Origin of the sequence: Paraburkholderia bannensis NBRC 103871 (assembly GCF_000685015.1) — a bacterium.
In the GTDB taxonomy this organism is placed as follows: Bacteria; Pseudomonadota; Gammaproteobacteria; order Burkholderiales; family Burkholderiaceae; genus Paraburkholderia; species Paraburkholderia bannensis.
Map to the genome: position 1 here is coordinate 189,777 of NZ_BAYA01000004.1, position 25,010 is coordinate 214,786.

Below are 25,010 nucleotides of genomic sequence, written 5' to 3' on the forward strand. Positions count from 1 at the left end.
AGCGTTAAGCGCTAAGCCCTAAGCGCGGTTCCCTTCCTCAGGCCTTGATGCGCTGCGCGGCCTGCGCCGCCAGCACGCGGATTTCATCGGCGTTCGGCCAGAGCGCGCGCTCGTTGAAGCGCGTGGCGAGAAAGTCCACGAACGAGCGCACCTTCGCCGACAGATGGCGGCGGCTTGCATAGACGGCGTAGATCGGCAGCTCGCGCGGCGGCAGCGCATCGACGAGCAGCGGCACGAGCCGGCCCTCCGCGATATCGTCGCCGATCACTTCGGTGCCGAGCATCGACAGGCCGCCGCCTTGCAGCACCACCACGCGCAGCGCTTCCAGGTGATTGACGATGAGGTTGCCGCCGGGCTTCGGGCGCGCGCCCGCTTCCGAGAACGGCGCAAGCTCCGCCGCCGACGCGCCCGCGTAATGCACGAACTTGTGCTTCGCGAGATCGGCGACCGATTTGGGCACGCCGTGGCGGCGCAGATACTCCGGCGAGGCGCACAGCACGATATGCGCCGTGGCCAGCGGCCGCGCGATCAGCGACGACGACTTGAGCCCCGAAGGCGACGCGCGGATCGCCACGTCGAAACCCTCGTCGATGAGTTCGACCACGCGATCCGACAGCGTGATATCGACGGTCACCTGCGGGAAATCGGCGGCGTAGTCGGCGACCGCGCCCATCACATGACGCAGCCCGAAAGCCGTCAGCGACGACACGCGCAAGCGCCCTTGCGGCACCACGCTCGCCGCGCCCACGATCTGGCCGGCTTCGTCGAGTTCGGTGAGCGCCTGGGCGACGCGCTCGTAGTATTCGCGGCCCGCTTCGGTCGGCGCGACGCGGCGCGTCGTGCGGTTCAGGAGCCGCGCGCCAAGCTGCTGTTCAAGGTGCATCACGTGCTTGCTGGCCATGGCCGCGGACATGCTCATCCGTTCGGCCGCCGCGACGAAGCTCCCCGCTTCCACCACTTGCCGGAAAACTTTCATGCTGACGAGGGTATCCATCGCGCTCTTCTTCGCTCTTATCGGTGCATCGGAATCAGGAAACAATCCGCGATATTGTGCGCGCTTTATCAATTCCTGGTAGCCAAACGCGCAGCGGTGCGGCGCTCCCGGTTTCAGTTTCGGTTTCGGTTGCGCCAAAAGAAAAACCCCGCACTGCGAGCAGCACGGGGTTTTGCATGGCGATAAAACCGCGCGGGCTTAGAACTTCGCGCGCAGGCCGACGCCGTAGGTCATGCCCGTCGACATGTTGTCGTAGTGGTCGTACATGTACGCCGCGTACAGGTCGGTGCGCTTCGAGAGCGGGTAGTCGTAGCCGACGGCCGCCGTGTTGTGCGTCTGGTTCAGGCCGCCGCTGTCGCGCGAGTACGCGTACGACGCCATCACCGTGCCCGGGCCGACCGGCACCGACACGCCGCCTTGCGCCGTGTTGACGTGCCAGCTGTTGATGTCGCTGTTGTTGTTCGTGTACATGTACTGGCCGAAGAACTTCACGTACTTCAGGTCGTACGACAGGCCGACTTGCGCGACGCCCTGGCTGCGCAGACCGACGACGGTCGTGTCGCCGCTCACGATGTTGCCGATATCGCCCGGGTTGTTGTTGAAGTTCACGTACTGATAGACCGCCGTCGCGGCGAACGGGCCGTGGAAGTACAGCGCCTGGGCGCTCCACTTCTTCTTGCCGTTTTCGCCGGCCGTGTTGCCGAGCGCGTACATCACCGAGCCCGACAGGCCGTTGAAGTTCGGCGTCGAGTACTGAACCGCGTTGTTCCAGCCCGAGTCGCCCACCACGCCCTGGTCGGTCGTGTAGGTCGGGAACGTCGAGAGGCCCAGGTACACGTGGTACACCATCGGCGAGAAGGTGTACGAATCGATGAACGGGTTGAACAGAATCGTCGAGACGAACAGCTGCGTCGTCAGGCGGCCCGCCGTGACCGTACCGTAGGGCGATTCGATGCCGACGTACGAGTTACGCGCAAAGAACGTGTCGCCCGAGAAGCGGCCGTACTGGCCGTTCTGCGCGCGGAAGAAGCTTTCCAGCGTGAAGATGGCCTTGTAGCCGCCGCCCAGGTCTTCCGAGCCCTTCAAGCCCCAGTAGGACGTGGACATACCGCCGCCGCCGACATTCCATGCGGTCTGGCTGCCCGGAAAGCGCGTGGCGCCGACCCACTCGTCGACCTGACCGTAGAGCTGCACACTCGACTGCGCGAAGGCCGACGACGATGCGGCGGCGAGCAAGGCGGCAATCGCGCCGGCCTTGAGGGACGTACGCAGCGGGGAGCGCAGCGCGCGGCTGACGGCTGTATTCATGGGTTCTCCTGTCTTTGTCAAAAAAGGTGTGACTGGCGGCTGTGGCGCTCGCGCAAACCGTTTGTTTTTTCGTCGTTCGCAGGCGTGGCCGTTCTGGGCGGAACCATCTTCGCGAACCATTTTTATGGACAAAAATATCGGCTGTTATCGCCGGTATATCGGCCCGATTAGTTTGTTGTCCGCAAAATCTGTCGCGAGTGGTTTTTCAGCTCTTTTTGCTGCATCGCAACACGAACGACGTTGGGCTCGTGGCCCGCATGGACGGGGCTTCTGCCCGATTTTTGCGCTCTCCGCGCAAGCCGTTGACGCGCCGCCACAGCGAAGGGGGGATTTGATGACGAAAGGGTTCTGTATGACGAGTGATTTCCAAAAAAGTGTGGTATCCACGCGTCAGTTTCAGCACGAAAAATCGCTTCGCGGGAGAAACGGGCAAATCAAGCCGGTTTTGAGCGGCGCAGTGACGCAGGCGGGCGTCGGCGCAGAAGAGAGGTAAGACGGGGAAAGTTTGCGGCTGGGTCGCCGGATCGATGGCGAGGTTCGCTCAATGCAAAAACGCGCTGCGGTGCAACATTGCACCAGAACGCGTTTTTATGCCCGATTTGGGGGCCAGCTAGTTGCGATAAGGCGAGGGCATCGGCGGACGCGGCACATCGCCGCCGCCGCGCTGGAACGGACGGAATGCGGCGCGCTCTTCGTTGTAGCGCGCAACGTCTTCGCGGATCGAACCGGCGCGTACCGGGGAATCGGCAGGAGGATGCGGCACCTGACGCGCTTCCGCGCTCACCGGCTGAATCGGGCCGCGCCCGCCGTTGAAGCCGTTGCCGAAGCCATTGCCGTAGGGGTTGTTGCTGAAGCCGGGGGTTTCGCGGCGCTCGGCCTGACGCGCGCCGCCCGGTGCGCCGCGCTCGCGCCAGCCGCCCTGGTCGGCCACGCGCATCGGCGCAGCGCCGTTGTGACGCTCGCGACCGCCAGCCGCCGCCATGCCACCGCTGAAGTGTCCGCCACCGCCCCAGTGCATCGGCGAGGCCTCGCGCATCATGGGCGCGCGGCCGAACCCGCCGCCGCCATGAAAGCCGCCGCCACCGTGCGGCGCAAATGAGGGCTGCGCATGGGCGAGCGCGACGAGGGCCGCCAAAACGGCCCCTAGCGTCCACTGTCCAATCCGTAACAACCCTGCGCGCATTATGTCGATCACCTGCCCGACGATCCGCATGACCGCCCGCCATTCGGGCCATGGCGGGCCAGTTCCCGGAACCCATGCGCTGTTATGCGTAACGATTGCAACCACAACGGTCTACACAGGATCCTTGACGGTAATTTATGGGCGCCCGTCCAGGGTGTCGAGCCAAAAAGTGTTATGCCCTCGGAAGGGTTGTAACACCATGTTACTGCACGATTTTTCGGGTTTTGGAGGGTTGCGGCGCGGGCCTGTTTTGTGCTCCTTCGAACCCGATTGAGCCTGCGCCCACGGGCTTCGCGGGGCATTGGGAAGCGCATGTTTCGTCGTACTTGAGAACCGGTCTTTTGCATGACGAATCAGCGAATAAACGGTAATCATCGGACGGAAAACACACGTCGATTTAATTGACTTGCGACACTGCGAAAGCGCGATCGAATGCAGAACCCTGCGCCCCGTCATGCGCATTGCTCATCAATCGATACCTCAAATGAATTTGCTTTTTCAATTACCTTGCGCGGACAATAGTGCTTTCCCGCTCAGGGCTCCCGATGAACCGCAGTGCCCGCGTCTCAAGCGTTACACGACGCGCACCGCCAGGCGCCGACACGCGCACTTGAGATTGTCCGATGGCACGTCCGAAATTCCTGCCCGATAACTTCACGCTCTGCCTCGTCGGCACCGTGATTCTCGCGAGCCTGCTGCCGGTGCACGGCCAGGCCGCCACCGCGTTCAACTGGCTCACCAATATCGCCGTCGGGCTGCTGTTCTTCCTGCACGGCGCCAAGCTCTCGCGCGAAGCGATCGTGGCGGGCGCGACGCACTGGCGCCTGCACCTCGTGGTGCTCGCCAGCACCTTCATCCTGTTCCCGCTGCTCGGTCTCGCGCTCAAGCCGGTGCTCTCGCCGCTCGTGACGCCCGCGCTCTATATGGGCGTGCTGTTCCTCTGCACCCTGCCCTCGACCGTGCAGTCGTCGATCGCCTTCACCTCGATCGCGCGCGGCAATGTGCCCGCGGCCGTGTGCAGCGCGTCGGCGTCGAGCCTGATCGGCATTTTCGTCACGCCCGCGCTCGTGAGCCTCGTGGTGACGAACCAGAACGCCGGCGGCAGCTCGGCGTGGCACACGGTGTGGAACATCGTGCTGCAGCTGCTCGTGCCGTTCGTCGCGGGCCAGTTGCTGCGCCCGGTGATCGGCGGCTGGATCGAGCGCAATCGCGGCGTGCTCAAGTTCGTGGATCAGGGCTCGATCCTGTTCGTCGTGTACGGCGCGTTCTCCGAGGCGATCAACGAAGGGCTCTGGCATCACACGCCGCTCGCGGCACTGGGCGGCCTGCTGGTCGTCAACGCGGTGCTGCTCGCGCTCGCGCTGGGCATCACGATCTACACGAGCAAGAAGCTCGGCTTCTCGCGCCCCGATCAGATCACGATTATTTTCTGCGGCTCGAAGAAGAGTCTCGCGGCGGGCGTGCCGATGGCGAAGGTGATCTTCGCGTCGAATGCCGTGGGCGCGGTGGTGCTGCCGCTGATGCTGTTCCACCAAATCCAGCTGATGGTGTGCGCGGCGCTCGCGCAGCGTTGGGGCGCACGCGACCTGAGCGCGGAGCGCGGCGCCGAAACCGGCGACGAGTCGCGTGGCGCGGCTGCGGCGGGACGCCGATAAGGTTTCGCCGCTCCAGGCGAGCGGCCCAGTTTCACCTCCTCCAGCGGGGGATCGGTTCTGCCCGGATCCCCTGCTCACCCCTCTGCCTGTTCCTCACATCGAGCCGCGTTTCCCGCCGCCTCGCATGACCACTGAACCGCCCCCGAACCGGCTGTAAAAAGTAAACAAACAACAGCCGGCAATCGCGCAAACGTTGGCCTACCTACGGCGCACCATTTTTCTTCGAACTGTCATTAAAAGTTCATTTAATTGTCCGACGCTGCTGCCGATATTCCCGTCGTTAAGGCCATTTCGGCTCTATCCATGTCAGCACGCGCGTCCACGCCGTCCGCCCCAACGATCACCGAGGGCGGCTCAGTCCCGTCCTCGACCGGCATCGAGGCATTGATCGCCCAACGCCAGTTGCGCGCCGTTTTCCAGCCCATCGTCGATTTCGACGATGGCGCGATCCTCGGTTACGAGGGCCTCATTCGCGGCCCGCTTGGCACGCCGCTCGAATCGCCCGCCGCGCTGTTCGCGCAAGCCACCGAAGCGGGCTGCACCACCGCGCTCGAACGCGCCGCCGCCGAGGCCTGCATCGACGCGTTCAACGCGCTCGGCTGCAACGGCAAGCTGTTCCTGAACTTCAGCGCCACGGCGCTGTGCCAGCTGGCGAGCATGGGCGTCGACACGCTGTTCGCACGCATCGACGCCCATCGCGTCGTGATCGAGCTGACCGAGCAAAGCGCTATCGCCGATCTGCGCGATTTCGCTCCCGTGGTCGCGGCCCTGCGCGCGGCAGGCGCGCAGTTCGCGCTCGACGATTACGGCAGCGCCAACGCCAGCATGAACGTCTGGGTGCAGTTGCAGCCCGACGTCGTGAAGATCGACCGCTTCTTCATCCAGGACATCGCCAACACCGCGCTCAAGTTCGAAGCGGTGCGCGCCATGCAGCATTTCGCGCAGGCCAGCGGCGCGAGGCTCGTCGCCGAAGGCATCGAGAACGAAGCCGACCTGCTGGTGCTGCGCGACATGGGCATCGAAAGCGGCCAGGGCTTTTTCCTCGGCCGCCCCGATGCGCAGCCGCCGCGCAAGCTCGACGAACGCACGCGCGCCGCGCTGAGCGCGCAGCACATCGCCGTGTTTCCGGAGCTCACGCGCAACAGCGGCGCGGGCTCGGGCGGCGGCGCGCCCGCGCAGAAGATGATGGTGCACGCACCCGCGCTGCCGCGCCGCGCGACCAATAACGACGTGCTCGATCTCTTTACGCGCATGCCCGACCTGCACGCGGTCGCCGTAGTCGAAGGCGAGACGCCCGTCGCGCTCATCAACCGGCGTGCGTTCATGGATCGCTACGCGCTGCCCTATCACCGCGAGCTGTTCGGCAAGAAAGCCTGCCTGCAATTCGCGAACGCGCAGCCCGTGCAGATCGAGCAGTCGATGAGCGTCGAGCAGATGGCGGCGCTGCTCGCGAGCGACGATCAGCGCTATCTCGCCGATGGCTTCGTCATCACCGACAACGGCCGTTACGCAGGACTCGGCACCGGCGAGAGCCTCGTGCGCGCAGTCACCGAAGTGCGCATCCAGGCGGCGCGCTACGCGAATCCGCTGACCTTCCTGCCCGGCAATATCCCGATCAGCTCGCACATCGAGCGGCTGCTGTCGCACGATGCGGGCTTTCATGCCTGCTACGTCGACCTCAACCAGTTCAAGCCGTTCAACGATCAGTACGGCTACTGGCAAGGCGACGAGGTGCTCAAGTTCGCGGCCCAGGTGCTCGCCGATGTCTGCGATCCCACGCGCGATTTTCTCGGCCACGTGGGCGGCGACGACTTCCTGGTGCTGTTCCAGAGCGAGACATGGCACGAGCGGGCGAGCCGCGCCATCGACAGCTTCAACGCGGGCGCGCTGCGCTTTTACGCTCCCGCCGACCGCGCTGCAGGCGGCATCCACGGCGAGGACAGGCACGGCCATCCGACCTTCTTCGGCTTCGTATCGATGGCGATTGGCTGCGTGCACATCGCGCCCGGCGACGGCGCGCAACTCGGCAGCGAAGCGATCGCGTCGCTAGCCGCGATCGCCAAGCGGCGCGCCAAACAGGAAGCGACAGGGCTCGTGGCCATCGAGGCCAGCGAGAGCGCTCAATTGCTGCCCGCGCTCTCGCACGGCGAGGTCTACGCCGAGGCGCAACTCGCCATCCCCGCGAAGTCTTCGCGCTTCGCGAGCGAGACCCACGAGTAGCGCGAGCCACACGTGCTCGCATACAAAAAAGGCCGGTGCGGAACGATCCGCACCGGCCTTTTTCGTTTTCCGCAACGCGGTGCAAGACCGCCGCTAGATCGTCCCCATCAACACGAGCACGACCACCACGATCACGACGATCCCGAGCGTGCCCGACGGTGCATAGCCCCACGAGCGGCTATGCGGCCACGCGGGGAAAGCGCCGATCAGCAACAGGATCAGAATGACCAGAAGCAAGGTGCCGAGCATGATGCCTCCGTACGGTTCGAATGATGACGCGACTCATAGCGCAACCCGCGTTCCCGGCGGTACTGTTTAGTGTGTTTTACTAAACAAGTAGATTTACGTTTATCCGTGCAATTACGGGTATTTACCGGGGTTTTGAGACCCGATGCAACGTTGCTCGCCCAGGTTTTTACTATACAATCGGCGCAAAGCTGACCACCCGGCGAGCACGGGCACGTACGGGCAAGCACAGGCAAGCACAGGCAGGCACAGGCAGGCACAGGCAGGCACCAACAGGAACCATGGGGACAACCATTCGCGATGTCGCGCAGGCGGCCAACGTGTCGATCGGCACGGTGTCCCGCGCGCTCAAAAACCAGCCCGGCCTGTCTGAGGCCACGCGCACGCGCATCGTCGAAGTCGCGCGTACGCTCGGCTATGACAGCGCGCAATTGCGTCCGCGCATCCGTCGCCTCACCTTCCTGCTGCATCGTCAGCACAACAACTTTTCCGCCAGCCCGTTCTTCTCGCACGTCCTGCACGGCGTCGAGCAAGCCTGCCGCGAGCACGCCATCGTGCCCGCGCTGCTCACCGCCGGCCCCGCCGACGACACCGTCCAGCAACTGCGCCTGCACGCGCCCGACGCGATCGCCGTGGCGGGCTTCGTCGAGCCCGAAACGCTCAACGCGCTGGTCGCGCTGCAACGCCCGCTCGTGCTGATCGACCTGTGGGCGCAGGGCCTGCGTTCGGTGAACATCGATAACGCCGCGGGCGCGGCGCTCGCCATGCATCACCTGTTCGGCATGGGGCGGCGGCGCGTGGCGTTTATCGGCGGCTCGCTTGCGCACTACAGCATCGCGCAGCGGGCGCTCGGCTATCGGCGTGCGTTCTTCGAAGCGGGGCTGCTGTTCGATCCGTCGCTGGAAACGACCATCGACGGCGGGCTCGATCCCGACACCGGCGCGACGCACGCCATGCAGCGCCTGCTCGACGCAGCGCGTGCGCGCGGCGATGCGCCGCCCGACGCCGTGTTCGCGTACAACGACGCCGCCGCGCTCGCGGCCATGCGCGTGTGCCTGGCCGCCGGACTGCGCGTGCCCGAGGACGTCGCGATTATCGGCTTCGACGATATTGCGGGTGCGTCGCATGCCGCGCCCTCGCTTTCGACCATCGCCGTCGACAAGGAAGCGCTCGGCCGGCGCGGCGTCGAACTGCTGCTCGAAGAGACGCCCGTGACGCCGGAGATCGTGCTGCCCGTGCGCCTGATCGAGCGCGCGAGCACCGCCGCGCTGATGGCAGCAAACACGCCACAGACCACGCCGCCGAACACGCCATCGAATACCAACGCGAACGCGCCGCAGGCGCTCGCCGCTCAAGCCCAGTCAACCTGAGATCGCCATGACGAAGCCCATCGACACCCTTCACGCCCACGCCGTCGCGAACGACAGCAGCACGGTTCCCGCCGTCGCGAGCTTTCGCGACCGCGCGTTCCTGCTCGGCCATGTCGAGGACACGCTGCGCTTCTACGCGCCCAACGTGTTCGACGCCTCGGGCGGCTTCTTTCACTACTTCCGCGACGACGGCTCGGTCTACAACGCGCACTCGCGCCACCTGGTGAGCAGCTGCCGCTACGTCTTCAACTACGCGATGGCGTACCGGGAATTCGGCGATCCTCAACATCTCGAATACGCACGCCACGGCCTGCAGTTCCTGCGCGAGGCGCACTGGGATCCGCAGCACCAGGGCTACGACTGGGAGATCGACTGGCGCGACGGCAAGAAGCGCACGCTCGACGCCACGCGCCACTGCTACGGCCTGGCCTTCGTGCTGCTCGCCTACTCGCACGCGGCGATGGCCGGCATCGAAGAAGCGAAGCCGATGATCGGCGCCACCTTCGAGCTGATGGAACACCGCTTCTGGGACGGCGCAGCGGGCCTCTATGCCGACGAAGCGAGCGCGGACTGGGTCGTCAGCGGCTATCGCGGCCAGAACGCCAACATGCACACGACGGAGGCGCTGCTCGCGGCCTATGAAGCGACCGGCCACCTCGTCTACCTCGACCGCGCGGAGCGCGTCGCGTCGAACATCACGCTGCGCCAGGCGAAGCTCTCGCAAGGGCTCGTGTGGGAGCACTTTCACGCCGACTGGTCGGTGGACTGGCACTACAACGAAGAAGACAGCTCGAACATCTTCCGTCCGTGGGGCTTCCAGCCGGGCCACCAGACCGAATGGGCCAAGCTGCTGCTGATTCTCGAACGTCATCGTCCGCTGCCGTGGCTGCTGCCGCGCGCGATCGAACTGTTCGACGCCGCCATGGCGCGCGCCTGGGACAACGATCACGGCGGCCTCTACTACGGCTTCGGCCCGGACGGCACGATCTGCGACCACGACAAATACTTCTGGGTGCAGGCCGAAACGTTCGCCACGGCGGCGCTGCTCGGCAAGCGCACCGGCAACGAGCGCTTCTGGGACTGGTACGACGAGATCTGGCGCTATAGCTGGGCGCATTTCGTCGATCATCGCTACGGCGCGTGGTATCGCATCCTCACTTGCGACAACCGCAAGTACAGCGACGAGAAAAGCCCTGCGGGCAAGACCGACTATCACACGATGGGCGCGTGCTACGAGGCGCTCAACGGGCTGCCGGGACGCGGCATGGCGCCGGTAGTCGGGCGCGAAGTCGCCGACGAAGCGCAAGACGAACCCGCAGCGCGCGCCAACGGCACCGACGGCAGCGTCTGAGCACGCCCATTCGGCGGAACACAGCAGCACACAGCGGCACACAGCGGAACACAGCGAAGGATCAAGCGATGAGCACCTGCAGCACTGGCCCCGACTTTTCGTCCGGCTTCCCCGCGTTCATCTCGGCGGGCGACATCCTCACCGATCTCGTGCGCGGCGCGCCTGCCGACGCAGCCCACGGCACGTCCGGCGCGCCGGGCATGGATTCGCACTGGCGCGCCCACCCCGGCGGCGCGGGCTGGAACGTCGCGCGCGCGGTCGCGCGGCTGGGCCTGCCCACCGCCTGTGCGGGCTCGCTCGGCACCGATAACTTTTCCGACGAGCTCTGGAACGCAAGCGTCGCCGCCGGTCTCGACATGCGCTTCATGCAGCGCGTCGAGCGCGCGCCGCTGCTCGCGATCGTGCATCAGACGCACCCGCCCGCGTACTACTTCATCGGCGACAACAGCGCCGATCTCGCCTTCGATCCGGCGAAGCTGCCCGAAGGCTGGCGCGCGCACGCGAAGTGGGCGCACTTCGGCTGCATCAGCCTCGTGCGCCAGCCGCTGGGCGAGACGCTCGCGACGCTCGCCGCCGAGCTGCGCGCGCAAGGCGTGAAGATCAGCTTCGATCCGAATTACCGCAACCTGATGGCGCACGGCTACGAGCCGATCCTGCACCGCATGGCCGCGCTCGCCGACCTCATCAAGGTCTCGGACGAAGACCTGCGCATGCTGTTCGCCGACAAGAGCGAGCCGGAAGCGATCGCCGCGATGTGCGCGCTCAATCCGGCGGCGACGCTGCTGGTCACGCGCGGTGCGCAGGCGGCGACGCTCTACGTGGGCGACGAGGTGTTCGAGGCCGCACCGCCGCGCGTCGAAGTCGCCGACACCGTGGGCGCGGGCGACGCGTCCATCGGCGGGCTGATGTTCAGCCTGATGAGCACGCCGCAGCGCAGCTGGCCGCAGCACCTGGCGTTCGCCCTCGCGGCGGGCGCGGCTGCCTGCCGGCGCCCCGGCGCGCATTCGCCGACGCTCGACGAAGTCGTCGCGCTGATCGCGGATTGAGCGTTGCGCGAGACGGTCGAAGCACGGCTGGAGAGCCGTTCGAAAACCGTCCAGGCGCTGCCATAGCCTGGCCGCGCGCGTGACACGAAAGCGCCCCGCCAGCGTCACGAGCATGCCCCGCAGCCGCACGGTCAACGTGCTAGCATGAGTTTTCCTTGCGCGAGGAGCAGGCTATGGAAGACGTCAGCTACACGAAGGGGATCTACACCGCGGTCGCCTCGGTGCGGCCCATGAACGCCGGGCAGTATCAGGGCATGGTGTCGCTGGCGCGCGACGACGGCGAGGAGCTTGAGAACGCCCTCTACGAAGTCGAAGCAGCCTCGGGCACGCCCGAGGAAGCGCTGGAAGAAGCCAAGGCGCTGGCGCATCGCCTTCTCGGCGAACTGGAGCTGTAACGGCACCTGTGAGGCGCGCGCTCGCGCGTCGTATGGCGTTCCTGCATGAACGCGCGTGGGGCGGCGATCCCGTCCCTCGCGCCGGTCGCGGCCCGCGCGGATCACACATCGCGCGCGGCAATATCCGGCAACTTCGCGGCAACCCTGCTGCAACCACGCGGCAACCACGGTCAGGAGGCCATCATGACCGAGCAACTTTTCCTCTACGGCGTCTACGCCATCCACGTGCATCCGCTTGAGCTGCAAGGTGCACGCTGGGACGCCGAATATCAGATCACCCATCGCGACAAGCCGGTTCAGCCGTGGATCACGATCGGCGGCAGCAGCGGCTTTCCGCAGAGCGCCGAAGCCATCGACGCGGCGCGCCGCCAGGCCATCGCCGACATCGATCATGGCGCCGGCATTCCGAAGCCGCGCGCGTTCCCGTGACCGCAACCGCTGCTTGAGCGTCGTTCGCTTGAGTCGTTTCCAGGCAGCCTGATTTCCCGTTTTGATGCAGCGCAGCAAACCTGCGCGCGCTGGCGCTTGTCCGGCTTCGTTGGCATTGCTACGCTTGCGGGCTATTCGACCCCGCAGCAGGGACTGCCATGACATCCGATTCGCCGGAGCGCCGCGAGCACGCCGCCACTGACGCCCAATCCGACACCGCCTCCGCCACACCTGCAAGTCCACCCCTGCGCGGCGCGCGCAAAGTGCGCGTCGGCGCGCGCGACGTGATCGTCTACGGCATGCCGGTGCAGACCTGGACGGACTTCTACCATTTCGCGCTGACGATGCGCTGGCCCACCTTCTTCGCGTCGCTCGCGGGCCTGTTCATGGTGCTGAACACCGTGTTCGCCTGTCTCTATCAGCTCGGCACCGCACCCATCGCGAATCAGTTCCCGCACGGTTTCATGGGAGCGTTCTTCTTCAGCGTCGAGACGCTCGCCACGGTCGGTTACGGCGACATGCACCCGCAAACCGTCTACGCGCACCTGGTCGCCACGCTCGAAATCTTTGTCGGGATGTCGGGCGTCGCGCTGGCTACCGGGCTCGTGTTCGCGCGCTTCTCGCGGCCACGCGCGAAGATCTGGTTTGCACGCCAGGCGGTCGTCCACCCGCTCGAAGGGCAGATGACGCTGATGGTGCGCGCCGCCAATGCGCGCCAGAACGTGATCGCCGAAGCCACCGCGAAGCTGCGCCTGATCCGCATAGAAACCTCGTCGGACGGCTACACGGCGCGGCGCATCTACGACCTGAAACTCGTGCGCGCGGAGCATCCGCTTTTCACGCTCGGCTGGAACCTGATGCACGTGATCGACGAATCGAGCCCGCTGCACGGCTCGACCGCCGAGATACTCGCGCGCCAGGGCGCGTCGCTGCATGTGGTGATCGAAGGCTCGGACGAATCCACCGCGCAGACCATGCAGGCGCGCCACATCTGGAACGACGCCGATATTCGCTGGCAGTACCGCTACGTCGACCTGATGACCGATACCGCCGCTGGCAGCGTGATGGACTACACGCACTTCCACGACGTCGTCGCGTTCGAGGGCACCAGGCCTTACGGCCCGAACCTGATTTGAGCGAAACCAGGCGGCGCGCGCGCAGCGCGGGAAAATCTCTCTCAAAATCGCGCGACCGTGGGCAGACTGTCGCGCGAATCGAGGTCAGCCCCAATTAGTTAGCAAAAAATTTCCATCATTGGCGCGAAAAAATAGAGTCTTCAACGCATCGAACGACGGTGCGTCACAGAGAAAAACGGAGACTCCCCCATGACTGCGCGCCCCGCCTTTGGCGACACGCCTGCCACGCCGCCCCTCGCCGACTACAAGCTCACCGACAACCTCACCGCCACGCGCGGGCGCATCTTCCTCACCGGCACCCAGGCGCTGATCCGCCTGCCGCTCATGCAGCGCGCGCTCGACCGCGCGCATGGGCTGAACACCGCCGGTTTCATCAGCGGCTATCGCGGCTCGCCGCTCGGCATGGTCGACCAGCAGGCGTGGAAGGCGAAGAAACTGCTCGAAGCCGCCGACGTGCGCTTCCTGCCCGCCATCAACGAAGAACTGGGCGGTACGGCAGTACTCGGCACGCAGCGCGTGGAAGAAGACCCGGAACGCACCGTCGAAGGCGTGTTCGCGATGTGGTATGGCAAGGGCCCGGGCGTCGATCGCGCGGGCGACGCGCTCAAGCACGGCAACGCCTACGGCTCGTCGCCGCATGGCGGCGTGCTGGTGGTGGCGGGCGACGATCACGGCTGCGTGTCGTCGTCGATGCCGCACCAGAGCGACTTCGCGTTGATGGCCTGGCACATGCCGGTCGTGAATCCGTCGAATATCGCGGACATGCTCGAATTCGGCCTCTATGGCTGGGCGCTGTCGCGTTACTCGGGCGCGTGGGTGGGCTACAAGGCGATTTCGGAGACCGTGGAATCCGGCTCGACCGTCGATCTCGATGCGCTCAAGACCGACTGGGTCGCGCCGGAAGGTTTCACGCCGCCGCCCGGCGGACTGCACAACCGCTGGCCCGACCTGCCGAGTCTCGCCATCGAGCAGCGCCTCGCCGCCAAGCTCGACGCCGTGCGTCACTTTGCGCGCGTGAACAGCATCGACAAGTGGATCGCGCCCAGCCCGCACGCGAACGTGGGCATCGTCACCTGCGGCAAGGCGCACCTTGACCTGATGGAAGCGCTGCGCCGCCTCGACCTCACCGTCGACGACCTCGAAAAGGCGGGCGTGCGCATCTACAAGGTGGGCCTGTCGTTTCCGCTGGAAATGTCGCGCATCGACGCGTTCGTCGCGGGGCTCGACAACGTGCTCATCATCGAGGAGAAAGGCCCGGTGATCGAGCAGCAGATCAAGGATCATCTGTACAACCGCACGAGCGGCGCGCGCCCCGCCATCGTCGGCAAGCATGCTGAAGACGGCACGCTCCTGCTCTCCGATCTGGGCGAGCTGCGCCCGTCGCGCATCCTGCCCGTATTCGCGACGTGGCTCGCGAAGCACAAGCCCGCGCTCGACCGCCGCGAGCGCGTGGTCGACCTGGTCGCGCCGCAGATTCTCTCCAACGTCGCCGACGCCGTGCGCCGCACGCCCTACTTTTGCTCGGGCTGCCCGCACAACACGTCGACGAAGGTGCCGGAAGGCTCGGTCGCGCAGGCCGGCATCGGCTGTCACTTCATGGCGTCGTGGATGGAGCGCGACACCATGGGCCTGATCCAGATGGGCGGCGAAGGCGTCGACTGGGCGTCGCATTCGATGTTCACGAAGACGCGCCACGTGTTCCAGAACCTTGGCGACGGCACGTACTTTCATTCAGGCATCCTTGCGATTCGCCAGGCCGTGGCCGCGAAGGCCAACATCACCTACAAGATCCTCTACAACGACGCCGTGGCGATGACGGGCGGCCAGCCGGTGGACGGCAGCATTTCCGTGCCGCAGATTGCGCGTCAGGTGGAAGCCGAAGGCGTGTCGCGCTTTGTCGTCGTGAGCGACGAGCCCGAGAAATACGACGGCCATCACGGCCTGTTCCCGAAGGGCACGACGTTCCACCATCGCAGCGAACTCGACACGGTGCAGCGCGAACTGCGCGAAACGCCGGGCGTGACCGTGCTGATCTACGACCAGACCTGCGCCGCCGAAAAACGCCGCCGCCGCAAGAAAGGCGAATTTCCCGACCCGGACAAGCGCCTCTTCATCAACGAGGCCGTCTGCGAAGGCTGCGGCGATTGCGGCGTGCAATCGAATTGCCTGTCGGTCGAGCCGGTGGAAACGGAACTGGGCCGCAAGCGCCGGATCGATCAATCGTCGTGCAACAAGGACTATTCGTGCGTGAACGGCTTTTGCCCGAGCTTCGTGACGATCGAAGGCGGCAAGCTCAAGAAAGCCGCGGGCGCGGCGTTCGATCCGCAGGCGCTGGCCGCGCGCGTGAATGCGCTGCCGGTTCCGGCAACGCACCTGGATAACGCGCCGTACGACATTCTCGTCACGGGCGTGGGCGGCACGGGCGTCGTGACGGTGGGTGCGCTCATCAGCATGGCCGCGCACCTGGAAGGCAAGAGCGCTTCGGTGCTGGATTTCATGGGCTTTGCGCAGAAAGGCGGATCGGTGCTGTCGTTCGTGCGCTTCGCGGCAACCGACGCGCTGCTCAACCAGGTGCGCATCGATACGCAGCAAGCCGACTTGCTGCTCGCCTGCGACATGGTGGTGGGCGCAAGCGCCGATGCGCTGCAAACCGTGCGTCACGACCGCACGCGCATCGTCGTGAACACGCATGAGATTCCCAACGCCTCGTTCGTGCAGAACCCCGAAGCCAACCTGCACGCCGATGCCTTGCTCGCGAAGATGCGGCATGCGGCGACCGGCGGCGCGGTCGAAGCGAAGGATCCGCTTGCGGCGTGCGATGCGCAAGCGCTCGCGCAGCGTTATCTGGGCGACACGATTGCCGCGAATATCGTGATGCTCGGCTTTGCGTGGCAACTGGGTCTCGTGCCGGTGTCGCTCGCGGCGCTCACGCGCGCGATCGAATTGAACAACGTCGCCGTGCAGGCGAATCTCTTCGCGTTCTCGATTGGCCGCATGGCCGCCGCCGATCCGGCCGCGCTAGAAGCGCTCGATGCGCAACGCGCGGCCGCTGCCAAAGCCACGGCGCGCAAGCTCACGCAAACGCTCGACGAATTGATCGCCGACCGCGAAGCGCGCCTGCTCGCGTATGGCGGCGAGCGCTTTGTTAAGCGCTATCGCGCGCTGGTCGATCTGGCGCGCGGTGCGGATCGTTCGGCAGAGCAGGCGTTGTCGCGCGCCGTCGCATCGACGTTCTACAAGCTGCTCGCGGTGAAGGACGAATACGAAGTCGCGCGGCTGCATGCCGATCCGGCCTTCCGCGCCGCGCTCGAAGCGCAGTTCGAAGGCCAGGCCGGCAGCGACTTCACGGTGAAGTTCAATCTCGCGCCGCCGCTGCTCGCCCGCGAAAAGAACGGCCAGCCGCCGCGCAAGATGCAGTTCGGCCAGTGGCTGTGGAGCGCGCTTGCGCTGCTGTCAAAGGGGCGCGGCGTGCGCGGCACGTGGATCGATCCGTTCGGCAAGACGCTGGAGCGCCGCATGGAACGCGCACTCGCCGACGATTACGAAGCGACGCTGCGCGGCGCGATTGCGAAGCTCTCGGCAGACAACGCCGACGAGATTGCGAAGCTCGCGAACCTGCACCAGCGCGTGCGCGGCTATGGCCACGTGAAGCTCGCGAACCTCGCGGCGGTGAAGCGCAGCGAGCGTGAGCTTGGCGCGCGCCTGAACCTGGACGTGAAGACGAGCGCGGTCGTGCAGGCGTCGATCGACTCGTTCAAGGGTGCGGGCGCATTGCGCGGCATTCCGGTCGTGGTCGCGAAATAACGCCTGTTTCAAGGCATGAAATGAACAGAGTGAGTGCGGGTGCGCTCACTCCGTTTTTTCATTGGCGCAACGACAACGCGTTCACGCCAGCAATTCCGCCAGCCAGTCCACGTCGCCGCACAGCACGCACAGGCGGTCGCCCACCTGCACGGCCATCGACAGCGTCACGCAGGGCAGCGCCTCGTTGATCGACAGATACGGCGAGGTCACATGCACGCGCCCAGGCGCAGTCAGCGCCGCGCGAAAATACGGCCGGCGCAGCCAGTTCGCGCCCTGCGCATCGTCGAGCGGCAGAAAGCGCGCGTCCTGTTCCGCGCGATCCACGCGCAGCACGACGTTGCGCCCCGCCTGCCGCCCGTTCGCATCGAGCAGGAAGCAGCGCGCCGCATGATCGAGCGCGAGGAAATTCCAGCACACTTCTTCGAGCGGCTCGCCCGCGCCCAGGCGCTCCGCGGCGCGCTCGAACGCGCGCAGATAAGGCGCCAGTCGGCTGGCCGTGCCACGTTCGCGCGCTTCGGTTTGCTGACGGAAGCGATCGGTCGCCTCCGCGATGATGGTCTGCACCTGCGGGGAATCGGCCAGTCCTGGCGCGGGCCGCGCGAAGTAAAAGCCCTGCACGAAGTCCGCGTTGCACGAGAGCGCAAGCTGCGCCTCCTGCTCGGTCTCCACGCCCTCGATCAGCACGAGCTTGCCCGCCTCGTGCAGCAGCGAGACGAGCGCGGGCAGCGTCGCGGCCATGTCGGCGCGATGCGCGGCGTGCATCAGCATGATGCGGTCGAGCTTGACGATGTCGGGATTCAGTTGCCAGACGCGGCCGATATCGACATGCCCCGCACCGAAGTCGTCGAGCGCGATCAGGAAGCCGCGCGCGCGGAACGCATCGACGGCATGCGCCAGCGCGTCGAGATCGGTGGCGTCGGCTTCCAGCACTTCGAGGACGATGCGCCGCGGCGGCAAGCCCAGCCGGTTCAGGTTCGCGAGCAGCGCCGCCGCGTGATACGGCTCGATCAGCGTGCCGGGATGCACGTTGAGAAAGAGCCACTCGCGCTCGGCGCCGAGCAGCGAGAAGTTTTCCAGATGCAGCCCTTGCGCGAGCCGGTCGACCTGCAACACCTCGCCCACGCGCGCGGCCTCGCCGAACACGTCGATCGGCGAAACGGGCCGGTCGAGCGCGTCGTGTGCGCGCAAAAGCCCTTCGTAGCCGATCGCGCGCATATGCGAGAGGCTGAAGACCGGCTGGAACACGCTCGTGAGCGTGAGCTCGCCATGTTGCGCGCTATAGCGTTGCAGCCCCGAGGTGACGCTCAGATCGAATCCGTGCGGCGCGAGCGCCGTCTTTTCCTGTTGCTCTGTGATCATGCCTTCCTCTTCGCGCAAGTTGATCGCCGCGGCCTGTTGCCGCAGCTGATGCGTTGCGCCACGCGAGGCGATAAAGCAAGGTCCGTGCACGCTGGCATCCGAACCCGGTGCGCATTGAACCCTGCACCGCCGCCAGCGCCTGTGCGCGGCCAGCGGGCATGCACCGCATCGGAACGCACCAAAACCGTGCATACGGCGCGCGCCCGGCCTGTGCCTGACCGCGATTTGACTTTGGCCTGACTGCGCGCTTCGCGGCGGCCTACGCCGTCATCGGGCTAAACTAGTTGTAAGCTAGCCGCCTGCCTCGTGGGCTAACCCCGGGCCGCCCCACGCTCCGGGCGAGGTTCCGGGTCAAACGCTCCTCCGTTCGCAACGCTCCGCATAAAGGGACACCCTGAAGCCGCTTATCGCGGGTTCAGCGCCCCATCTTTGCCGCACCCTTTGCTTGATCGATGGAAACACTCTTCACCGTTCTCATTCTGCTCCTTGCCGTCGCGCTTTCGGGCGTCATCGTGCGGCTTCTCCCCATCAAATTGCCGCTGCCGCTCCTCCAGATCGGCATTGGCGCGTTGCTGACGTTTCCGCGCCTGAATCCGCACGTCACGTTCGATCCCGATATCTTCATGGCGCTGTTCATTCCGCCGCTGCTGTTCGCCGATGGCTGGCGCATTCCGAAGCGGGAATTCTTCATGCAGCGCCGCTCGATCCTGATGCTCGCGCTCGGGCTCGTGCTGCTGACGGTGGTGGCCGTGGGCTATTTTGTGCACTGGCTGGTACCGCAGATTTCGCTGCCGGTGGCCTTCGCACTCGCGGCCGTGCTCTCGCCCACCGACGCGGTCGCGCTCTCGGCCATCGCGGGCAAAGACCGCATTCCCGCGCAGCTCATGCACATCCTCGAAGGCGAAGCGCTGATGAACGACGCCTCGGGCCTGGTCGCACTCAAGTTCGCGGTAGCGGCGGCGCTCACCGGCTACTTCTCGCTGCGCGAAGCCACGCTGAGCTTCTTCCTGATCGCGGCGGGCGGCCTCGCGGTGGGGGCGTTCATCGGCTGGGTGTTCAGCTTCGTGTCGGAGCGCTTCCTGAACTTCACGTCCGAAGGCGATCCCGCGCCGGGCGTCGTGATGACCTTGCTGATTCCGTTCGCGGCGTATCTGTTCGCGGAGCACATGGAAGTGTCGGGCGTGCTCGCCGCCGTCTCCGCCGGGATGATGATGAATTACACGAGCACCGCGCACATCGGGCCGGTGTCGGCACGCGTGCGCGCGGCCAGCACGTGGTCGATGATCGAGTTCGTCTTCAACGGCATGGTGTTCACGCTGCTCGGCCTGCAGTTTCCCGGCATTCTCGGCAAGGCGCTGCTGGAGGCGCATCACACCAGCAACCTGCAGATGCTGCGCCTCATCATGTATGTGGCTGCCGTGCTGGTCGCGCTCTACGCGATGCGCTTCGGCTGGGTCTGGCTGCTGCGCTGGGTCGCGAGCCGCGGCGCGGCGCGCCATGGCGTGTCGAACGCGGTGCCGGGCCTGCGCACTGTGGCGATCACGACGGTCGCCGGGGTGCGCGGCGCGGTGACGCTCGCGGGCGTGCTGTCGCTGCCAGTCGCGCTCGACAACGGCTTGCCGCTGCCGGGCCGCGACAGCGCCATCTTCATCGCCACGGGCGTGATCCTCGCGTCGCTGCTGGTGGCGATCGTCGGCTTGCCGCTGTTGCTGCGCGGCGTGCGGCGCGGCGGCGAATCGAAGCATCAAGCCGAGGAACGCCTCGCCCGCATCCAGGCCGCGCAAGCCGCGATCCGCGCGGTGGACGCGCATATGGAAACGGCCACGAAAGACATGGACGAATCGGAGTTCGCCCATGCCGCCGACACCACCGCGCGCGTGATGGACACCTATCGCCGGCGCCTTGCGACGCTCGACGCCGATCACGACCGCAGCAAGAACGCGCGCCAGGCGGAAATGCTGGAGGTGCAGATGCGGCTGGCCGCCATGCGTGCCGAACGCGCGGCGCTGCTTGAGATGCGCAACCAGAATACGATCAATGACGAGACGCTCGGCAAGCTGATGCGCGAGGTCGACCTGATCGAGACGGCGATGATGAATCGCGGGCGTAATCGGGGCTAAAAGCGGGGCTGAAGGCGGGGCCGAGCCACGCCGTCCGCACGCTTTGCACAGACGAAAAAAACGCGACGTCCTTCGAAAGAAGGCGTCGCGTTTTGCATTCGACAGCTTGTTTTAAGGCTTAAACCGCGGCTTCCTGCGCCGGCTTCCTGCGCAGCAGCGCGTACAGGATGATCGCGCCGAACGTAGCGGTGCCGATGCCGCCCAGCCCGAAGTTGCCGACCTTGAGCGAGAAGTCGCCCGCGCCCAGCACGAGCGTGACGGCGGCGACGATCAGGTTGCGGTTGTCCGAGAAGTCGACCTTGTTGACGACCCAGATGCGCGCGCCCGTCACGGCAATCAGGCCGAACACGACGATCGACACGCCGCCGAGCACCGGGCCCGGAATCGTCTGGATCACCGCGCCGAACTTCGGCGAGAAACCCAGCACCAGCGCGATCACCGCGGCAATAGCGAACACCAGCGTCGAGTAGATCTTCGTGACGGCCATCACGCCGATGTTTTCCGCGTAGGTGGTCACGCCCGTGCCGCCCGCGAAGCCCGACACGATCGTCGCCAGACCGTCGCCGATGAAAGCGCGGCCCACGTAACGGTCGAGGTTATGGCCCGTCATCGCGGAGACAGCCTTGATGTGGCCGAGGTTTTCGGCGACCAGAATCACGGCGATTGGCACCAGCAGCGTCATCGCGTGCGGATCGAACACCGGCGCGCTGAACTTCGGCATGCCGAACCAGGCGGCGTTGGCGACGATCGAGAAGTCGATCGGCTTGCCCAGACCCATGCCGTTGGTCACGATCGCGTAGATCACGTAGGCGATGATCAGGCCGACCAGAATCAGCAGGCGCTGCAGCATGCCACGCGTGAACACGGCCACGCCGCCCACGCACAGCACGGTCACGAGCGCCATCCACGAATCGAACTGCGTCGCGCTCACGCCCTTCACGGCGATGGGCGCGAGATTCAGGCCGATCACGCAGACAATCGCGCCTGTCACGACGGGCGGCATGAGCGTCTCGATCCACTTGGTGCCGACAGCCGACACCAGCACGCCGATCAGCGCATAGACCACGCCGCACGCGATGATGCCGCCAAGGGCGACAGGGATATTGGTGTTCGGGCCGTGGCCGCCGTAGCCCGTGACGGCGATCACGAGACCGATGAACGCGAAGCTGGAGCCGAGGTAGCTGGGCACGCGCCCGCCCACGACGACGAAGAACAGCAGCGTGCCGATCCCCGACATGAAGATGCAGAGGTTCGGATCGAAGCCCATGAGCAGCGGCGCGAGCACCGTCGAGCCGAACATCGCGACGACGTGCTGCACGCCCATCGCAAACATCTGCGGCCAGGCGAGGCGCTCGTCGGGCGCGACGACGCTTTTCGCGGCGCCGGTTTGCGCGCGCCAGCGGGGAAACCAGGAATCGGACATTAGGGCTCCTTGTTGTGGGCTTTTCTGTTGCTTGTGGCGTTCTGACCTGCGACCGGCGTGCGTCCGCTTATGGCTTGTGGCCAGCGTCGCCTTCGGTGCTCCAGAAGGCGGCGCGGGCGGGGCCGCCGGTGTGGTCAGGTGCTATTTATTGGAACGGAGCGCGGCTCGCGCGCTGAAGTGGCGGCGAGCCTCGGCAATACCCGTCAGAGAAATCACGCGCGAGTGTACGGAGCCGCAATCCGCGTGGCAAGGCAAGTCGCGTTGCGTGTGGGCGGGAGGAAACAGCTCGGTCGGATATGGTCGAGGCTGCGGCTTTGAAAGCATCTTGACGCAGATTCGGACAAGTCTGATATCGACGCAGGAGCGCCATCCGTAGACTGGCTCTACTGCGTGACCCCATGACTGTTCATGCAGAGGTTGTAAGTTGTAAACTCTCCGACTTCCCGCTCATGCCGCCCGGCCTGAGCGGCTTTTTTTTGTGCGCCGGTTTTATCCGGGCTTTCGAACAATCAGGCAAACGCATCGTGCGCCAGTTCGCGCACGTAGTCGCGCACGCCCTCGGGCCAGTCCACGCTCCACGCTTCGAAACGCGCACGCTCGCCAGCATAAAGTGCGCGCAATGCTTCTTCGTAACCGGGCAAATTGCCCGCCAGCGCCGTCATGAAACGATGCACCGCTTCGCGCGATGTGCGCACACGATCCTTCGCCTCGCTCGCGTGGCGCGCCGTTTCCACCAGCTTGCGCAGCACCACCGACGCGCCGCCCGGCTGCGCCGCCAGCCAGTCCCAGTGACGCGGCAACAGCGTGACCTCGCGCGCAACGACGCCAAGCTTCGGGCGGCCGCGGCCACGCGGCGCGTCGTCGCCCGCTTCTTCGTCCGCTTCTTCGTTCGCTGCGTCCTGCGAGGTTTCGCTTGCCGCTTGCGCCTGCCACGCGGCGTCGGCTGACAGGCGTGCGGCAACATCGGCGGGACGGCCGCGCAGATCGAATTCCACCTGGGTCGCGTCGCGGTCGTCGAAGACCAGCACCGACGCCGCTTCGCCCTTGTCCAGCGCCGCCTTTACCGCGAGCGCCACGTCGAGCGGCGTGCCGCGCGCAATCAGCCGCGTCCCTGCGAATGCCGTCACGCCCGCGCCGCGCGGCGTGTGAGTTGCTGTCGCTGTCATCGTGAATCCCCCGGATCGAATGATGCAGCGAATATTACCCGGGTAAATTTATCGATGCAATATTATCCGGGTAAAAATATGTCAAAGCTCGGGGCCAGCGTTATGGTGTTCGCGTGCGAAGCTCGGCTGCCAGACCGCCACGCGGTTGCGCCCTGCCCGCTTGGCCGTGTAGAGCGCTGCGTCGGCGGCTTCGACCAGCGCACGCCAGCTGTCGAAATCGCTCGCCGACGTGCTCGCCACGCCGACGCTGGCCGTGAGCACGTTGTTGGGACTGTCCGCGTGTGGGATGTCGAGCGTCTCGATGGCTGAGCGCAGTTTCTCCGCGTGGGCGAGCGCCTGGGCCGCGTTGGTCTCGGGCAGCAGCAGCACGAATTCCTCGCCGCCATAGCGCGCCGCGCAATCGCCGGGCCGCCGCGCATGGCTGCCGATCGCGCGCGCGACCGCCGCCAGCGCGGCATCGCCCGCCGCGTGCCCATAGCGGTCGTTGTAGGGCTTGAAGCGATCGACGTCGAGCATCATCACCGCGAGCGGCTGACCGGAGCGGCGCGCGCGCAGCCATTCGTGATCGGCGCGGGCCTCGAAGGCGCGGCGGTTGGCGAGCGCCGTGAGCGCGTCGGTGCCCGCGAGCGCGCGCAGCTCGTCTTCAAGCAGTTCGCGGCGGCGCAACTGCCGCGACAGCAGCGCGGCAAACGCAATCAGCGTAGCGTCGAGCAGCGCCGTGAGCGAGCCGATGATCCACGCTCGCGCGCGCCATTCGGTGTAGATATCGCCCGCCGCCACGGCCACGCTGAAGATCAGCGGATAACCGTCCACGCGGCGAAACGCAAACCAGCGCCGCACGCCGTCCACCGGCCCCACGCCGAAAAAGCCCCCCTCCTGCTCCTGCCCGAAACGCTGAAACAGCGCGGAATCGGCGAGATTCCTGCCGATCATTTCAGGCGCGTAGGGACGGCGCATCAGCAAGGTGCCGTCGGCGAGCGTGAGCGTGACGGCACCGTGCGCGCCGATCTCGATGCCGCTCATCAGGCGGCGGAAATAATCGAGCCGCATCGTGCCCACCACCACACCTGCGAACGAACCGTCGGGTTTTTCGAGGCGGCGGCTCAGGCCGATAGTGGCGTCGTCGGGGCCATCGCGCGCCATCATTGGATGGCTGACGTAGAGGCCCGTATGCGGCGAGTCGCGCTGCGCAATGAAGTAATCGCGATCGGCCACATTGAGTTCGCGCGGCGGCGACGCGCGCGAATCGAAGATGACGTCGCCGCTGGCGTTAGCGACGAGGATTGCACCCAGATTTTTCGCCGTCGCCGAGCGGTCGAACAGTACGCTCTGGCGCAGGTCGTCGGGCAGTTCGGCCAGACGCGGATCGTCGATGGCGTCGATCACGCCTTGCAGCGCGAGCGAATACACATCGAAATTGCGCTGCGTATCGCGCTCGAACAGCAGCGCCATGTTGTAGGCGGCGGCGCGGGCGCTCGCGAGCGCGTCCTCTCGCATCTGCGCCATGACCCAGCCGGCGACCGCCGTGAGGGCGGCAGCCAGCACGATGCTGAGGACGATCACGGCGTTCGGTCGGCGGGTGATCATGGCATTGGACTCGCGTGCGCGCGGGCGAAGAACAGCCAGCCGGCGGCATAATGAATCGGCCGCACGCGTCGATACGCGGCACGCGCGGCGTGCCGGTTTGCAATCGAGTGTACATCCTGAAAACGCGCCGCGCGCAGCGATTATGTGGCGCGGAACACATCGGGACTGACGTTTAAATCGCCTGATTAAAGCGGGTGTTTCATTGCGCGATTGATTTG

The 25,010-nt window shown here is 65.9% G+C and carries 19 protein-coding genes; 11 read left to right on the forward strand and 8 right to left on the reverse strand.

Features of this window, described 5'->3' with window-relative positions:
* Positions 1–37 precede the first annotated feature (37 nt).
* The gene (locus tag BBA01S_RS06910) at positions 38–994 is read right to left on the reverse strand and encodes a LysR family transcriptional regulator (protein ID WP_027815792.1); all 957 of its coding nucleotides are present in this window, start codon (positions 992–994) and stop codon (positions 38–40) included.
* A 198-nt stretch (positions 995–1,192) separates the two neighbouring features.
* Entirely contained in the window at positions 1,193–2,302 is a 1,110-nt protein-coding gene (locus BBA01S_RS06915; protein WP_027815793.1) for a porin, read from the reverse strand.
* Here BBA01S_RS06915 and BBA01S_RS46715 point away from each other — a divergent pair.
* Positions 2,301–2,795, forward strand: coding sequence for a hypothetical protein (locus tag BBA01S_RS46715; RefSeq protein ID WP_156965880.1), 495 nt, complete (start codon positions 2,301–2,303; stop codon positions 2,793–2,795). The genes BBA01S_RS06915 and BBA01S_RS46715 overlap by 2 nt on opposite strands.
* Positions 2,796–2,912: 117 nt before the next feature.
* Here the strand turns inward: BBA01S_RS46715 and BBA01S_RS40340 are convergent, their stop codons facing one another.
* Positions 2,913–3,437: a hypothetical protein gene (locus BBA01S_RS40340; RefSeq protein ID WP_052391691.1), complete on the reverse strand. Its 525-nt coding sequence runs from the start codon at positions 3,435–3,437 to the stop codon at positions 2,913–2,915.
* 671 nt (positions 3,438–4,108) lie between these two features.
* Between BBA01S_RS40340 and BBA01S_RS40345 the strand changes: the two genes are divergently transcribed.
* Together BBA01S_RS40345 and BBA01S_RS40350 are read left to right on the forward strand one after the other, a co-directional pair.
* On the forward strand, positions 4,109–5,140 hold the full coding sequence (locus tag BBA01S_RS40345; RefSeq protein ID WP_042296283.1) for a bile acid:sodium symporter family protein: 1,032 nt from the start codon (positions 4,109–4,111) through the stop codon (positions 5,138–5,140).
* Positions 5,141–5,443: 303 nt separating this feature from the next.
* Positions 5,444–7,360, forward strand: a complete 1,917-nt coding sequence (locus BBA01S_RS40350; RefSeq protein WP_084161913.1) for an EAL domain-containing protein — start codon at positions 5,444–5,446, stop codon at positions 7,358–7,360.
* A 93-nt stretch (positions 7,361–7,453) separates the two neighbouring features.
* On the opposite strand, the gene BBA01S_RS45755 is transcribed toward BBA01S_RS40350, so the two are convergent.
* Entirely contained in the window at positions 7,454–7,609 is a 156-nt protein-coding gene (locus BBA01S_RS45755; RefSeq protein ID WP_042296285.1) for a DUF3309 family protein, read from the reverse strand.
* A 278-nt stretch (positions 7,610–7,887) separates the two neighbouring features.
* On the opposite strand from BBA01S_RS45755, the gene BBA01S_RS40360 reads away from it, so the two are divergent.
* The 7 genes from BBA01S_RS40360 to BBA01S_RS06970 all read left to right on the forward strand — a co-directional run bounded on the left by BBA01S_RS40360 (position 7,888) and on the right by BBA01S_RS06970 (position 17,137).
* On the forward strand, positions 7,888–8,976 hold the full coding sequence (locus tag BBA01S_RS40360) for a LacI family DNA-binding transcriptional regulator (RefSeq protein ID WP_042296287.1): 1,089 nt from the start codon (positions 7,888–7,890) through the stop codon (positions 8,974–8,976).
* A gap of 7 nt (positions 8,977–8,983) precedes the next feature.
* Complete coding sequence (locus tag BBA01S_RS40365) at positions 8,984–10,327, forward strand: AGE family epimerase/isomerase (RefSeq protein ID WP_084161916.1); 1,344 nt, start codon at positions 8,984–8,986, stop codon at positions 10,325–10,327.
* A 68-nt stretch (positions 10,328–10,395) separates the two neighbouring features.
* Entirely contained in the window at positions 10,396–11,373 is a 978-nt protein-coding gene (locus BBA01S_RS06950; protein WP_027815794.1) for a carbohydrate kinase family protein, read from the forward strand.
* A gap of 173 nt (positions 11,374–11,546) precedes the next feature.
* Complete coding sequence (locus BBA01S_RS06955) at positions 11,547–11,768, forward strand: hypothetical protein (protein WP_027815795.1); 222 nt, start codon at positions 11,547–11,549, stop codon at positions 11,766–11,768.
* Between the two features lie 183 nt (positions 11,769–11,951).
* A complete protein-coding gene (locus BBA01S_RS06960; RefSeq protein WP_027815796.1) occupies positions 11,952–12,197 on the forward strand; it encodes a hypothetical protein in 246 nt (81 codons plus the stop codon).
* A 158-nt stretch (positions 12,198–12,355) separates the two neighbouring features.
* Positions 12,356–13,333, forward strand: a complete 978-nt coding sequence (locus tag BBA01S_RS40370) for an ion channel (RefSeq protein WP_084161919.1) — start codon at positions 12,356–12,358, stop codon at positions 13,331–13,333.
* A 189-nt stretch (positions 13,334–13,522) separates the two neighbouring features.
* Complete coding sequence (locus BBA01S_RS06970) at positions 13,523–17,137, forward strand: indolepyruvate ferredoxin oxidoreductase family protein (RefSeq protein ID WP_027815797.1); 3,615 nt, start codon at positions 13,523–13,525, stop codon at positions 17,135–17,137.
* An 81-nt stretch (positions 17,138–17,218) separates the two neighbouring features.
* Here the strand turns inward: BBA01S_RS06970 and BBA01S_RS06975 are convergent, their stop codons facing one another.
* The gene (locus tag BBA01S_RS06975; RefSeq protein WP_027815798.1) at positions 17,219–18,496 is read right to left on the reverse strand and encodes a sensor domain-containing phosphodiesterase; all 1,278 of its coding nucleotides are present in this window, start codon (positions 18,494–18,496) and stop codon (positions 17,219–17,221) included.
* 452 nt (positions 18,497–18,948) lie between these two features.
* Here BBA01S_RS06975 and BBA01S_RS06980 point away from each other — a divergent pair, with 452 nt between their 5' ends.
* On the forward strand, positions 18,949–20,616 hold the full coding sequence (locus tag BBA01S_RS06980; protein ID WP_027815799.1) for a Na+/H+ antiporter: 1,668 nt from the start codon (positions 18,949–18,951) through the stop codon (positions 20,614–20,616).
* Between the two features lie 118 nt (positions 20,617–20,734).
* Here the strand turns inward: BBA01S_RS06980 and BBA01S_RS06985 are convergent, their stop codons facing one another.
* The 3 genes from BBA01S_RS06985 to BBA01S_RS40375 form a co-directional block, all read right to left on the reverse strand.
* Positions 20,735–22,039, reverse strand: a complete 1,305-nt coding sequence (locus tag BBA01S_RS06985; RefSeq protein ID WP_027815800.1) for a solute carrier family 23 protein — start codon at positions 22,037–22,039, stop codon at positions 20,735–20,737.
* Positions 22,040–22,548: 509 nt separating this feature from the next.
* Entirely contained in the window at positions 22,549–23,205 is a 657-nt protein-coding gene (locus tag BBA01S_RS06990; RefSeq protein WP_042296289.1) for a DUF2239 family protein, read from the reverse strand.
* 81 nt (positions 23,206–23,286) lie between these two features.
* Positions 23,287–24,792, reverse strand: a complete 1,506-nt coding sequence (locus tag BBA01S_RS40375; protein ID WP_042296290.1) for a sensor domain-containing diguanylate cyclase — start codon at positions 24,790–24,792, stop codon at positions 23,287–23,289.
* Positions 24,793–25,010 lie beyond the last annotated feature (218 nt).